Annotated in this window: 13 protein-coding genes; 3 read left to right on the top strand and 10 right to left on the bottom strand. The window is 56.1% G+C overall.

Annotated features, from left to right (window positions below):
• Window positions 1-90: 90 nt before the first annotated feature.
• The 4 genes from hemG to pepQ are packed head-to-tail and all read right to left on the bottom strand — an operon-like array spanning window position 91 to window position 4,079.
• Entirely contained in the window at window positions 91-630 is a 540-nt protein-coding gene (hemG, locus tag SIK69_RS14790; protein ID WP_319786427.1) for a menaquinone-dependent protoporphyrinogen IX dehydrogenase, read from the bottom strand.
• A gap of 11 nt (window positions 631-641) precedes the next feature.
• Window positions 642-2,093: a Trk system potassium transporter TrkH gene (trkH, locus tag SIK69_RS14785; RefSeq protein WP_319629643.1), complete on the bottom strand. Its 1,452-nt coding sequence runs from the start codon at window positions 2,091-2,093 to the stop codon at window positions 642-644.
• Between the two features lie 40 nt (window positions 2,094-2,133).
• Window positions 2,134-2,748: an IMPACT family protein gene (locus SIK69_RS14780; RefSeq protein WP_319786426.1), complete on the bottom strand. Its 615-nt coding sequence runs from the start codon at window positions 2,746-2,748 to the stop codon at window positions 2,134-2,136.
• Window positions 2,748-4,079, bottom strand: a complete 1,332-nt coding sequence (pepQ, locus tag SIK69_RS14775; RefSeq protein WP_319629645.1) for a Xaa-Pro dipeptidase — start codon at window positions 4,077-4,079, stop codon at window positions 2,748-2,750. Before pepQ ends, SIK69_RS14780 begins: the two co-directional genes overlap by 1 nt.
• A gap of 188 nt (window positions 4,080-4,267) precedes the next feature.
• Between pepQ and fadB the strand changes: the two genes are divergently transcribed.
• Both fadB and fadA read left to right on the top strand, forming a co-directional pair.
• Window positions 4,268-6,457: a fatty acid oxidation complex subunit alpha FadB gene (gene fadB, locus SIK69_RS14770; protein ID WP_319629646.1), complete on the top strand. Its 2,190-nt coding sequence runs from the start codon at window positions 4,268-4,270 to the stop codon at window positions 6,455-6,457.
• Window positions 6,458-6,466: 9 nt separating this feature from the next.
• A complete protein-coding gene (fadA, locus tag SIK69_RS14765) occupies window positions 6,467-7,630 on the top strand; it encodes an acetyl-CoA C-acyltransferase FadA (protein WP_319629647.1) in 1,164 nt (387 codons plus the stop codon).
• A gap of 244 nt (window positions 7,631-7,874) precedes the next feature.
• On the opposite strand, the gene fre is transcribed toward fadA, so the two are convergent.
• Together fre and ubiD are read right to left on the bottom strand one after the other, a co-directional pair.
• Window positions 7,875-8,576: an NAD(P)H-flavin reductase gene (fre, locus tag SIK69_RS14760; protein ID WP_319629648.1), complete on the bottom strand. Its 702-nt coding sequence runs from the start codon at window positions 8,574-8,576 to the stop codon at window positions 7,875-7,877.
• A complete protein-coding gene (gene ubiD, locus SIK69_RS14755) occupies window positions 8,573-10,084 on the bottom strand; it encodes a 4-hydroxy-3-polyprenylbenzoate decarboxylase (protein ID WP_374941357.1) in 1,512 nt (503 codons plus the stop codon). Before ubiD ends, fre begins: the two co-directional genes overlap by 4 nt.
• Window positions 10,085-10,244: 160 nt before the next feature.
• Here ubiD and rfaH point away from each other — a divergent pair, with 160 nt between their 5' ends.
• Window positions 10,245-10,733: a transcription/translation regulatory transformer protein RfaH gene (rfaH, locus tag SIK69_RS14750; protein ID WP_319629649.1), complete on the top strand. Its 489-nt coding sequence runs from the start codon at window positions 10,245-10,247 to the stop codon at window positions 10,731-10,733.
• A 2-nt stretch (window positions 10,734-10,735) separates the two neighbouring features.
• Here rfaH and tatD read toward each other — a convergent pair whose 3' ends face one another.
• Genes tatD through tatA form a run of 4 tightly spaced genes read right to left on the bottom strand, consistent with a single transcriptional unit; the run spans window position 10,736 to window position 13,169 of the window.
• Complete coding sequence (tatD, locus tag SIK69_RS14745; RefSeq protein ID WP_319629650.1) at window positions 10,736-11,518, bottom strand: 3'-5' ssDNA/RNA exonuclease TatD; 783 nt, start codon at window positions 11,516-11,518, stop codon at window positions 10,736-10,738.
• Window positions 11,519-11,577: 59 nt separating this feature from the next.
• The gene (gene tatC, locus SIK69_RS14740; protein WP_319629651.1) at window positions 11,578-12,354 is read right to left on the bottom strand and encodes a Sec-independent protein translocase subunit TatC; all 777 of its coding nucleotides are present in this window, start codon (window positions 12,352-12,354) and stop codon (window positions 11,578-11,580) included.
• A 2-nt stretch (window positions 12,355-12,356) separates the two neighbouring features.
• Window positions 12,357-12,902: a Sec-independent protein translocase protein TatB gene (gene tatB, locus SIK69_RS14735; protein WP_319629652.1), complete on the bottom strand. Its 546-nt coding sequence runs from the start codon at window positions 12,900-12,902 to the stop codon at window positions 12,357-12,359.
• Between the two features lie 3 nt (window positions 12,903-12,905).
• Window positions 12,906-13,169, bottom strand: a complete 264-nt coding sequence (gene tatA / locus SIK69_RS14730) for a Sec-independent protein translocase subunit TatA (protein WP_319629653.1) — start codon at window positions 13,167-13,169, stop codon at window positions 12,906-12,908.
• Between the last annotated feature and the right edge of the window lie 2 nt (window positions 13,170-13,171).

Here is a 13,171-nt window from a genome sequence, read left to right as displayed (position 1 = left end):
GAGGCGCATTATAGGGAGTTATTCTGAGACGGCAAGTCTAAATTCAAAAAAACTTTCCGACTGCTCACTTTCCAGGCGTCACGCCGTTTTTTACGCCTGTTTGCGTACAAGTTGAGCGATTTCACGCGCAAAATGAGCGACTTGCTGCCAGTCGGTATACACCACTTCTTTACGCGTATCGGTTTCGCCCCCCGTCATCTTCATAATCAGGCGGATCATCATTCGGTCGTACCAGCTATAACGTGGGTAACGCAGCGCCCCGGCAAACACCGCGCAGAGATCGGGAGCCCACGTAGAACCGAGCAAGAACTTACGGGTATAGCTGTTGGTCTGCGGGGTACGCTTCTCAGGTTTACGCGCCACGAGGTTCACGGAATAGAATGCACCTGGTCGCTGCGCCAGAGAGTGCTGATGCTTTTTCACAAAGCTATCCAGTGCCGCATGGAAATGGCCGTAACGAATAGAGGCACCGATCACCACGCCGTCATACGCGGACCAGTCGATATTGTCGGCCCGATGCAGGTTAACGATGTCCGCATCGAAGGCCAGCTCTTTCAGCTCCGTCGCCAGTGACGCGGCAATCTCACGCGTTTGCCCATCCCGGGTGGAGAAGAGAATCAATATTTTCACAAACGCTCCTGTTATTCGCGCCAGAAAGTCGGTGTAAAGAGCACCAACAGAGTGAAGACTTCCAGACGACCAAACAGCATGTTGGCGATCAGGATCCATTTAGCCACCGGGTTCATACTGGCGAAGTTATCCGCCACGACCCCCAGGCCCGGGCCGAGATTGTTCAGCGTGGCGACGACGGACGCAAAGGCCGAGAAATCATCCACGCCGGTGGCAATAATCGCCAGCATACTGACGATGAACACCAGCGCATAAGCGGAGAAGAATCCCCACACCGCTTCAAGAATACGTTCCGGCAGCGCACGGTTGCCCAGCTTGATGCTATATACCGCATTCGGATGCACCAGACGTTTGAGTTCGCGGTTCCCTTGTTTGAACAACAACAGGATACGAATCACCTTCAGGCCCCCCCCCGTTGACCCCGCACAGCCACCGATAAAAGCAGAGCACAGTAACAGCACCGGCAGGAACAGTGGCCAGCGCGCAATGCTGTCGGTAGTAAAGCCTGCAGTGGTCGCCATTGATACCACCTGGAAGAAGGCCTGGTTAAGGGTCGTGACCGCCGAGGCGTAAACATTGTGCAGCAACAACACCAGCGTACAGATAATCACCAACGTCAGCTGCACGCCGATAAACATGCGGAATTCCGGGTCACGCCAGTACACCTTCAGATTGCGACCGCTTAATAAAGAGAAGTGCAGACCGTAGTTACAGCCTGAGATAAGCAGGAAAATAGCAATAATGGTGTTGATGGTCGGGCTGTCAAAATACCCCACGCTAGCATCATGGGTAGAAAAACCGCCGATAGCAATGGTCGAGAAGCTATGCCCAATGGCATCAAAAGCAGGCATTCCGGCAAACCACAGCGCCAGTGCGCAGGCGACGGTCAGCAAGACATAAATAAGCCACAGCGTTTTGGCCGTCTCGGCAATTCGTGGGCGCATCTTGTTATCCTTCAGCGGCCCCGGCATTTCCGCACGATACAGCTGCATCCCGCCCACACCAAGGATTGGCAAGATAGCGACCGCCAGTACGATTATCCCCATCCCGCCGAACCATTGCAGCATCTGACGATAGAAGAGGATGGCGTGCGGTAAAGAGTCGAGACCCACCAGCGTGGTTGCGCCAGTGGTGGTCAACCCTGAGAAAGATTCAAAGAAGGCGTCAGTAATGGTCAGATTCGGCTGTTCCGAGAAAATGAACGGCAGCGCACCCACGCTCCCCAGCACGGTCCAGAACAGCACGACAATCAGAAACCCCTCGCGGGATTTCAGCTCGCCCTTTTGTTTACGGTTCGGCCACCACAGCAGGGAGCCAATCGCCAGCGCCACAAAAAAGGTCTGAGTAAATGCCCGCCCGGCCCCGTCCCGGTAGATCAATGCCACCAGCCCAGGAACGATCATCGTCCCCGAAAAAAGAATAACCAGCAGTCCAACGATTCGGGTAATGGCGCGAAAATGCATCTCTGCCGCTTCCTTTGATAAGCAAAAAGTAGACCGGGGATTATTCGCCAATCCGGCGCAATTGCAACGCGCCGCGGCTAAAATCCGCCAGTCTTGTCGAAAAAGCCGCCAGTTCGGCCTGCGGAAGCGCCACCCGAAGATGCACATCGGCCTGATAATCACTGCTGACAACTTTGCCGGAAAATTGCGCCAGCAGGGATTCGACACCGGCCAGCAGTCCGTACTCGCACTGCAAAGTATATTCGGTCAACGGCGTCTTGCGCAGCGTCGTGAGTTCCGCCAAGGCCTGATGCACTCCGCCACCGTAGGCTTTCACCAGGCCACCCGTGCCCAGCAAAATACCGCCGTAGTAGCGCACCACCACGGCGGTTATTTCCCCGACGCCGCTGCCCATTAGCTGGGCAAGCATCGGTTTACCTGCCGTACCCGCCGGTTCACCGTCATCGGAGAAACCCAACTGTTGCGAATCGTTTGGCGGCCCGGCAACCCACGCCACGCAATGGTGACGCGCATCCGGATGTTCCGCCCTGACCGATTCGACAAACGCTTTCGCCGCTTCCACGCCCTCAGTATGGGCGAGTAGGGTAATGAAGCGGCTCTTTTTGATTTCGTCGACCACGGTCACCGGCGCGGCCGGAATCAGCCAACTGTCCATCAGGCCAGCTTCAGATCCCGGGTCATGTTTTCGATGCTGTTTTCGTGAAGCACCACGTTGTCTTCGATGCGGATCCCCCCAAACGGCTTCATGGCGTCAATCTTCTGCCAGTTGAAGTGTTTGCTGAATTGTCCTTCACGCCACGGTGCCAGCAGGGATTCGATAAAGTAGATCCCCGGCTCGATGGTCAGCACCATCCGCGGTTGCAGAATACGGGTACAACGCAGGTAAGGGTATTTCGACGGTGCGGCAAGGTGCGTGCCTTTATCGTCCTGCATGAAGCCCGCCACGTCGTGAACCTGCAGACCCAGCGGATGCCCAATCCCATGCGGCATAAACGGCCCGGTAATGTCGTTATCCACCATCGCCTCTTCGCTCATATCGGTAATCAGCTGATGCTTACGCAGCAGTTTGGCGATGCGTTGATGGAACTGGATGTGATAGTCAACGTAGCTCACGCCTGTTTTCAACGTGTCGATAAGCGCCAACTGCTCGGTGTTGACGTCTTTAATCAGCTGCGCAAACTCGGTATCGGCGTTCCCTGCCCAGGTACGGGTCAGGTCAGCGGCATAACCGTTATACTCAGCGCCCGCATCCAACAGGAAGCTGCGCATTTCAGACGGCGCGCGGTGATCCAGTTTGGTGTAGTGCAACACGGACGCATGCTCGTTGAGCGCCACGATGTTGCTATAAGGCACGTCGGTATCACGATGGCCGGTGGCGGTCAGATACGCGAGGTTAATGTCGAACTCGCTCATCCCGGAGAGGAATGCTTCATGCGCCGCCTGGTGGCCATTCACCGCCATTTTCTGCGCTTCGCGCATACAGGAAAGTTCGTAATCGGTTTTATAAGAGCGATAGTAATGCAGATAATCAATCACCCCTTTCGGGTTGATGTTGGCGGCAGCGATATCCAGCCCCAGCGCGCGTTCAGCCACTGGGCCAATGTAGGCGATGTTGCCGCGAGCCGCAGGCAGCTGACTGCCGATACCGTCGGCTTTTGGCAGCGCAATAACGTCGACGTCTTCGGTCCAGAAGGAGGATGGCAGCGGCTCAACGTTGTGCCAGTAATCCACCGGCAGATAGAACCACAGCTTCGGTTTATTGACCCCATCCACCAGCAGCCAACAGTTTGGCACCTGCGTCACTGGCACCCAGGCCTTAAACTGCGGGTTCACTTTGAACGGATAAGGATGATCGTCGAGGAAGACGTTAACCAGCTCGCCGGAGTGAATTAACAGCGCGTCGAGCTTAAAGCGATCCAGTACGTCACGCGTGCGTTCCTGCAACGTAGCGATATGATTTTTATAGAGTGTGGCCAGTGAATCCATGTTTTACCCTTCTCTGTTTTTGCCCTAATTCCCCGCATCTTAGCACATCGGTTTAGCACTGCGTGATTTCTGCCGAGCGTGATCCATACGTCATTTTCTTAAAGAGTAATTTGCAATTTATTAACATAAAATCCACACTCCGTCTCATCTGGTAAGACCAGTAATAGTACTGGATTCAGGAGACTGACATGCTCTACAAAGGCGACACCCTGTACCTCGACTGGCTGGAAGATGGCATTGCCGAACTGGTGTTCGATGCCCCCGGCTCGGTCAACAAGCTCGATACCGCAACCGTAGCCAGCCTCGGCCAGGCGCTGGACGTTCTTGAAAAACAGCCAGACCTCAAAGGCTTACTGCTGCGCTCCGAAAAAGCGGCATTTATCGTCGGCGCGGACATCACCGAATTCCTCTCCCTGTTCCAGGTGCCACCGGAGCAGCTAAGCCAATGGCTACACTTTGCGAACAGCGTGTTCTGTCGTCTGGAAGACCTGCCGGTGCCGACGATTTCTGCCGTCAATGGCTACGCGCTGGGCGGCGGTTGTGAATGCGTGCTGGCGACCGATTACCGTCTGGCGACGCCGGATCTGCGCATCGGCCTGCCGGAAACCAAACTCGGGATCATGCCGGGCTTTGGCGGCTCGGTACGTTTGCCGCGCCTGCTCGGCGCTGATAGCGCCCTGGAAATCATCGCCGCAGGCAAAGATGTGGGCGCGGACGAAGCGCTCAAAATCGGTCTGGTCGATGGCGTCGTAAAAGCGGAAAAACTGCGGGAAGGTGCGATTGCGGTTCTGCGTCAGGCAATTAACGGTGATCTGGACTGGAAAGCCAAACGTCAGCCGAAGCTTGAGCCACTGAAACTCAGTAAAATTGAAGCCACCATGAGCTTCACTATCGCCAAAGGCATGGTGATGCAGACGGCGGGCAAACACTATCCGGCCCCGATCACCGCGGTGAAAACCATTGAAGCCGCGGCCCGCTTAGGCCGTGACCAGGCCCTGGTACTTGAGAATCAAAGTTTTGTTCCGCTGGCACACTCGAATGAAGCCCGCGCGCTGGTCGGCATTTTCCTCAATGACCAGTTCGTCAAAGGCCAGGCCAAGAAGCTGACCAAAAATGTCGAGACCCCAAAACAGGCCGCCGTACTCGGGGCGGGGATCATGGGTGGCGGCATTGCTTACCAGTCAGCCTGGAAAGGCGTGCCGGTTATCATGAAGGATATCAACGACAAATCGTTGACTCTCGGCATGAACGAAGCCGCCAAGCTGCTGAATAAACAGCTGGAACGCGGAAAAATCAACGGTATGAAACTGGCGAGCGTCATCTCAACCATTCATCCCACACTTGATTACGCCGGATTTGACCGCGTCGATGTCGTCGTCGAAGCGGTCGTAGAAAACCCGAAAGTGAAGAAAGCCGTTCTCGCTGAGACCGAAGACAAAGTGCGCCCGGACACGGTGCTGGCGTCAAACACCTCGACCATACCGATTGGCGAACTGGCCAGCGTCCTCAAGCGCCCGGAAAACTTCTGCGGGATGCACTTCTTTAACCCGGTGCACCGTATGCCGCTGGTTGAGGTTATTCGCGGGGAGAAAACCTCAGAAGACACCATCGCCAAAGTGGTCGCATGGGCCAGCAAAATGGGCAAAACGCCGATCGTGGTGAATGACTGCCCAGGTTTCTTTGTCAACCGCGTACTGTTCCCTTACTTCGCCGGATTCAGCCAGTTGCTACGCGACGGGGCCGACTTCCACAGAGTCGACAAAGTGATGGAGAAAGTGTTCGGCTGGCCAATGGGCCCGGCCTACCTGCTGGACGTGGTGGGCATTGATACCGCACATCACGCGCAGGCCGTCATGGCTGCTGGCTTCCCACAGCGAATGCAGAAAGATTACCGCGATGCGATTGATGCTCTGTTCGAAGCCAGCCGTTACGGCCAGAAAAATGGCCTCGGTTTCTGGCGTTATAAAGAAGACAGCAAGGGCAAGCCGAAGAAAGAGGAAGATCCTGCGGTTGAAGCGCTGCTGGCGGACGTCAGTCAGGCCAAACGTGAATTCAGCGACGAAGACATTATCGCCCGCATGATGATCCCGATGGTCAACGAAGTAGTGCGTTGCCTCGAAGAAGGCATTATCGCAAGCCCAGCGGAAGCGGACATGGCGCTGGTGTATGGTCTCGGTTTCCCTCCGTTCCACGGCGGCGCATTCCGTTGGCTGGATACGCTCGGCAGCGCGAAGTACCTCGACATGGCGCAGCAGTATCAGCATCTCGGCCCGCTGTACGACGTGCCGGAAGGCCTGCGCAACAAAGCGCGCCACAACGAAGCATATTATCCACCGGTTGAACCTGCCCGTCCGGTGGGTGAGCTGAAAACGGCTTAAGGAGTCACAATGGAACAGGTTGTCATTGTCGATGCAATTCGTACCCCGATGGGCCGTTCAAAAGGCGGCGCATTCCGTAACGTACGGGCAGAAGACCTCTCCGCCCATCTGATGCGTAGCCTGCTGGCCCGCAACCCGGCCCTGGATCCTGCGGCGCTGGACGATATTTACTGGGGCTGCGTGCAGCAGACTCTTGAGCAAGGCTTCAACATCGCGCGAAACGCGTCACTGCTGGCTGAAATCCCGCACTCCGTTCCGGCGGTCACCGTCAACCGTCTGTGTGGTTCTTCCATGCAGGCGCTGCACGACGCGGCTCGCATGATCATGACCGGCGACGCACAGGCATGTCTGGTTGGCGGCGTGGAGCACATGGGCCACGTGCCGATGAGCCACGGCGTAGATTTCCATCCGGGCATGAGCCGTAATGTGGCGAAAGCGGCCGGAATGATGGGCCTGACCGCCGAAATGCTGTCGCGCCTGCACGGCATCAGTCGTGAAATGCAGGATGCCTTTGCAGCCCGCTCTCACGCACGGGCCTGGGCTGCAACGCAGTCCGGTGCGTTTAAAAATGAAATCATCCCGACCGGCGGTCACGACGCTGACGGCGTGCTGAAGCAGTTCACCTATGACGAAGTGATCCGTCCTGAAACCACCGTCGAAGCGCTTTCTACCCTGCGTCCGGCGTTTGATCCCGTGACCGGTACCGTTACGGCGGGAACGTCATCCGCACTGTCCGACGGTGCCGCCGCCCTGCTGGTGATGAGCGAAAGCCGGGCCCGTGAACTGGGCCTGAAGATCCGTGCTCGCGTGCGTTCAATGGCGGTGGTGGGCTGCGACCCGTCAATCATGGGATATGGACCGGTTCCGGCGTCAAAACTGGCGTTGAAAAAAGCCGGGCTGTCCGCCAGCGATATCGATCTGTTTGAGATGAATGAAGCGTTTGCCGCGCAGATCCTACCGTGCATTAAAGATCTGGGTTTGATGGAGCAGATAGACGAGAAGATCAACCTCAACGGCGGGGCGATCGCCCTCGGTCACCCGCTCGGCTGTTCCGGGGCACGTATCACCACCACGCTTATCAACCTGATGGAACGCAAAGACGCCCAGTTCGGTCTGGCGACAATGTGTATCGGTCTGGGTCAGGGTATTGCGACGGTGATTGAACGCGTCTAATCGAAGAATTAAACCCCTAAATAATTCGCGCTGCATCGCGGCGGCAACTGAGCGAATCCCCGGGAGCATAGATCACTATGTGACCGGGGTGACCGAAGGCAGCCAACAAAGAGGCAACGTGAATGATGACGGGGAGAATTTAGTTGCCGTTTTTCCCGCCTGTCAGGGGCGGGTTTTTTATTGGTATAGCGCTGCGCGGCCTGCCGGCCCGTGCAAACGCAGTGCCGCCGAGCAAATCTTCTGCTTAAATGAACGAAAACGCATCGCCGAACAGGCGGTCTTCACGGGCATTCCGCTCGTTGCAGAACAGGTCCCGGGCAATTTTCGCCATTTCAAAACGTCCAGCAATATAGATGTCGTGCTCCGCCAGCGTGCCGTAATCCTGCAATACTGCCGTTAACACGGTGCCAGAGCGGCCACGCCAGCCCTCTTCCGGCTGCTCAACTACAGGCTCAACGCGCAGATTCGGATGGTTCACCGACAGCGCTTCCAGCTCTGATAAATCGTACAGATGCTTCTCTTCACGCCCGCCCCAGTAAATCGCGATATCACGATTTGGGTTCTGCGCCAGCGCGGTGAGCAGAATAGAACGCACATACGAGAAGCCTGTACCACCGGCAATCAGCACCAGCGGGCGCTCGTTATCGTCGCGCAGCCATGCCTCGCCGTGGGGGATATCAACCACAACCTCACGCTCTTTGAGAATCCGGTCCATCACCGCCATCGCGTACAGATTCAGCTCTGACGCGCCGATATGCAGCTCAATAATGTTCTGCTCGGCAGGCGTGGACGCCATAGAGAACGGACGCTTATCACGTTCGTCCATTACCACCATCAGATACTGGCCCGCGCGGAAGGAAAAGGCCGCTTCCGGTTCTAAACGAACGCGGTATACCGTGTCGGTAATGGCATCTACCGAAGTGACTTTACAGCTTAAGGTTGTCATGCGCTCCCTCTGTCGGGTCTATTCTCGTCATTAAAGATAGCCAGCTCATCCCAAATGGCGTCAATTCGCGCCGTCACGTCGGGATCTTTCTTGATTGGACGTCCCCACTCACGTTGGGTTTCGCCAGGCCATTTATTCGTGGCATCCAGCCCCATTTTCGAACCTAAACCGGAAACCGGCGAGGCGAAGTCCAGATAATCTATCGGCGTATTTTCGACCAGCACCGTATCACGGGCGGGATCCATACGCGTGGTAATCGCCCAGATAACGTCGTTCCAGTCACGAGCGTTCACGTCGTCATCACAGACAATCACAAATTTGGTGTACATAAACTGGCGCAGAAAAGACCATACGCCCATCATTACCCGCTTGGCATGACCGGCGTACTGCTTTTTCATCGTCACCACGGCGAGGCGATAGGAACACCCTTCCGGCGGCAGATAAAAATCGACAATTTCCGGGAACTGCTTTTGCAAAATAGGCACAAACACTTCGTTCAGCGCCACGCCCAGCACCGCCGGTTCATCAGGCGGACGGCCAGTATAAGTGGAATGGTAAATCGCGTCTTCACGCTGGGTCACATGGGTGACGGTAAAGACCGGGAAGCTGTCCACTTCATTGTAGTAACCGGTGTGATCGCCGTACGGCCCTTCCGGTGCCATCTCACCTGCTTCGATATACCCCTCAAGCACGATTTCCGCGCTGGCGGGCACTTCGAGGTCGTTCGACAGGCATTTAACCACTTCGGTTTTGGTGCCGCGCAACAGCCCGGCAAACGCATATTCCGAAAGGGTGTCGGGCACCGGTGTCACCGCCGCAAGAATGGTGGCCGGATCAGCGCCCAGCGCCACGGAGACCGGGAAACGTTCGCCTGGATGCGCCGCACACCACTCCTGGAAATCCAGCGCACCGCCGCGATGCGACAGCCAACGCATAATCAGCTTGTTTTTGCCGATCAGCTGCTGACGATAAATACCAAGATTCTGCCGTTCTTTATGTGGCCCGCGCGTCACCGTCAAACCCCAGGTGATCAGCGGGGCGGCATCTTCCGGCCAGCAGGTCATGATCGGAATACGGTGCAAATCAACGTCATCACCCTGGGTGACTTTTTGCTGACACGGCGCACCACGCAGACGTTTGGTCGGCATGTTCAGCACTTGTTTGAACTGTGGCAGCTTATCGAACAGATCGCGGAACCCTTTTGGCGGCTCTGGCTCTTTCAGGAACGCCAGTAGTTTCCCCACGTCACGCAGTGCGCTGACGTCTTCCTGTCCCATCCCCATAGCCACGCGCTTCGGCGTGCCGAACAGGTTGCACAACACCGGCATGTCGAATCCTTTAGGATTTTCAAACAGCAGCGCAGGGCCACCCGCACGCAGGGTACGATCGGCAATCTCGGTGATTTCCAGATGGGGGTCGACTGGCAGAGAGATGCGTTTCAGCTCGCCCTGTTGTTCCAGTTGTGTCAGAAAGTCGCGCAAATCATGGTATTTCATGGGGTCAGTCATGGCCTCTTCGTAAGCGCCTCATTATACGGCCTTCAGACGCGGGATGCTGTAATTTTGTTAAATTAGGGTGAAGGAGAGATGCCCTGCCCGGGCACAAAGCCTTTCGCTATCACGCCTGGCTTTTGTTATGCTTTCATCAGAATTAAGAGAAAGAGTCATTATGCAAGCCTGGTATTTACTGTACTGCAAACGTGGGCAACTTCAGCGTGCCCAGGAACATCTTGAACGCCAGGCAGTGAATTGCCTGATGCCCACTATTGCGCTGGAAAAAATCATCCGCGGCAAGCGCACGACCGTGGATGAACCGCTGTTCCCCAACTATCTGTTCGTGGAGTTTGACCCGGAGGTCATTCACACCACGACCATCAACGCCACTCGCGGCGTCAGCCATTTCGTCCGCTTTGGCATGCAGCCCGCGATGGTGCCGTCCGACGTGATTCACCAGCTCTCTATCCACACCCCGGAAGGCATAACCGATCCGGACACGCCCTATGCCGGCGATGACGTGGTGATCACCGAAGGAGCGTTCGAAGGGTTACAGGCCATATTCACCGAACCCGATGGCGAAGCACGTTCCATGCTGCTGCTGAATTTGTTGAACAAGCAGGTTTTACAGAGCGTGAAAAACACCGATTTCCGCAAAGTCTGACGTCAAAAATCTATCCCAAACACCTTTTTCACATTCCTGTCGGTCATGTCTGACAGCGCCTGTGCGTCATCGCCACGCCAGTGCGCAATGCGTTGCAGAATGTGAGACAGATGGGCCGGTTCATTGCGCCGCGAAGACGGTTTGGGTGACAAATCGCGCGGCAGCAGCCACGGCGCATCGGTCTCGATCAGCAGGCGCTCCGCCGGAATAAACGGCAGCAAGTCGCGCAATTCCAGCCCGCGACGCTCATCGCACACCCAACCGGTAATGCCGATATACAGCCCATGCGCCAGGCACGCCTGAAGTTCTTCCCGCGTGCCGGTGAAACAATGCAATACGGCACCCGGCAGCTTATCGAGCCACGGCGTTAACAGCGTGATAAAGCGATCATGCGCCTCGCGACAGTGCAGGAAAACGGGCATCTTCAATTCAGCGGCCAATGCCAGTTGTGCGCTAAAGGCGATTTCCTGTTCCTGCGGGGTCGAGAAATTGCGGTTAAAGTCGAGCCCACATTCACCCACCGCGACCACGCCAGGCATCTGCGCCAGACGACGGAGTGTGTCAGCCACTTCCGGTGTCCACCGGCTGCTGTCATGAGGATGGACCCCCGCCGTGGACCAACAGTTTTTATAGCGCTGCGTCAGCTGCTGCGCCGCGTCGCTCTCTTCCGGATTGGTGCCGGTTATCAGCATTCCTTTCAGGCCAGTAGCAAACGCGCGTTCCACGACCTCATCACGATCGCGGGAAAACTGAGAACTGGTCAGATTAACGCCAATATCAAACATGCTGCCTCCCATACGACAACCGCCCTTTCGGGCGGCTGTTTATTCTTTTCAACGGCTAATTATTCTTCTTTCCCGGCGGCTTCTTCTTCCGCTGCGGCGTCTTCATCTCGCGACAACCGTTTGCCGGTATAGAATCGGGCGAAGAACACCCCGACTTCAAACAGGCAATACATTGGAATGGCGAGCAGCGTTTGCGAGAACACATCCGGCGGGGTTAATAGCATCCCGACAACGAACGCCCCCACCAGAACGTACGGGCGTTTCTTACGCAGGTCATCTGGCGTTGTCACACCTACCCAGCACAACAGCACGATGGCGACCGGTACTTCAAACGACACGCCGAAGGCCATAAACAGCGCCATCACGAAATCGAGATAACTGCGGATATCCGTCGACACCTGCACGCCAATCGGCGCGGTATGGGTCAGGAAGCCAAACGCTAACGGGAACACCACGAAGTACGCAAAAGCCATGCCGATATAGAACAGCAACGTACTGGATACCAGCAGTGGCACCACCAGCCGACGCTCATGTTTATACAGCGCCGGGGCAATGAACGCCCAGACCTGGTAGAGAATTACCGGTGCCGAGAGGATCACCGAGACCATAAAGGTCAGCTTGATCGGCGTGAAGAACGGCGATGCCACATCGGTGGCGATCATCGTTGCCCCGACGGGCATCTGGTTGATCAGTGGCGCGGACACCAGCTGATAGATGTCATTGGCGAAATACACCAACGCCAGAAAAATTGCGAATACCGCGATAATGCAGTTGATAAGGCGCTTACGCAGCTCAATCAAATGCGAGATCAGCGGTTGAGTCTCTTCTACGCCCATGATTACGGTTTATCGCTGTTTGCAGGGGAAGGGGAGGAAGCCGGTGCGGCAGCTGGCGCGGTAACTTTCGCTGTAGAAACGTCGGTTTCCGGGACGTGCTCAACGGGTTCTTCCGTCACGTCGGGTGCCTGGGCTTCCGCACTGGCGTGATGCTCAGGCGTCACCGGCGTCACGCCCTCGCGCTGCGCTTCACTGCCCTTCACCACCGGGTTATGGATGGTGTTGGCTTCATCGCTGGCGCGCTCAGGATCGGCCTGGGTATAGGAGCGTTTCATGGATTCCGCCGCTTCACGCAGCTCGTCCATCGACTCCTTCAGCTCCGGCGAAAGGTTGCCGAGACTCGCCTTTTCCACCTTCTTCAGGCTGTCCTGAAACTCCTGGAGTTTCAGCTCCTGTGCCAGTTCGTTTTGTACGGTGGTCGCCAGCGAGCGGATCGCCCGCACCCAGCCAGCCACCGTTTTCACTGCCACCGGCAGCCGTTTTGGCCCGAGGACAATCAGGCCAATAACGAAAACCAGGATCAGTTCACTGAAACCAATGTCGAACACGAATTACACCTGCTCTTTATCGTGGCGTTTTGCATCGTCTTTGCTGGAATCACCCGGCTTTTCAGACAGCGATTTCGCAGGGAAATCAGCGTCATCAGCGGAAGGCTCTTTCTTTTCCTGTTTGTCGTCTTCATCACCCATGGCTTTTTTAAAGCCCTTGATAGACGCGCCCAGGTCAGATCCCAGTGAGCTCAGCTTTTTCGTCCCAAAAAGCAGAACCACGATAACGACGATAATCAACAACTGCCAAATACTGATACCACCCATAC

Source organism: Scandinavium lactucae, assembly GCF_033843265.1.
GTDB classification, from domain to species: domain Bacteria; phylum Pseudomonadota; class Gammaproteobacteria; order Enterobacterales; family Enterobacteriaceae; genus Scandinavium; species Scandinavium lactucae.
The sequence above is the reverse complement of the archived record's forward strand: the minus strand, read 5'-3'. Positions and strand labels throughout refer to the sequence as shown.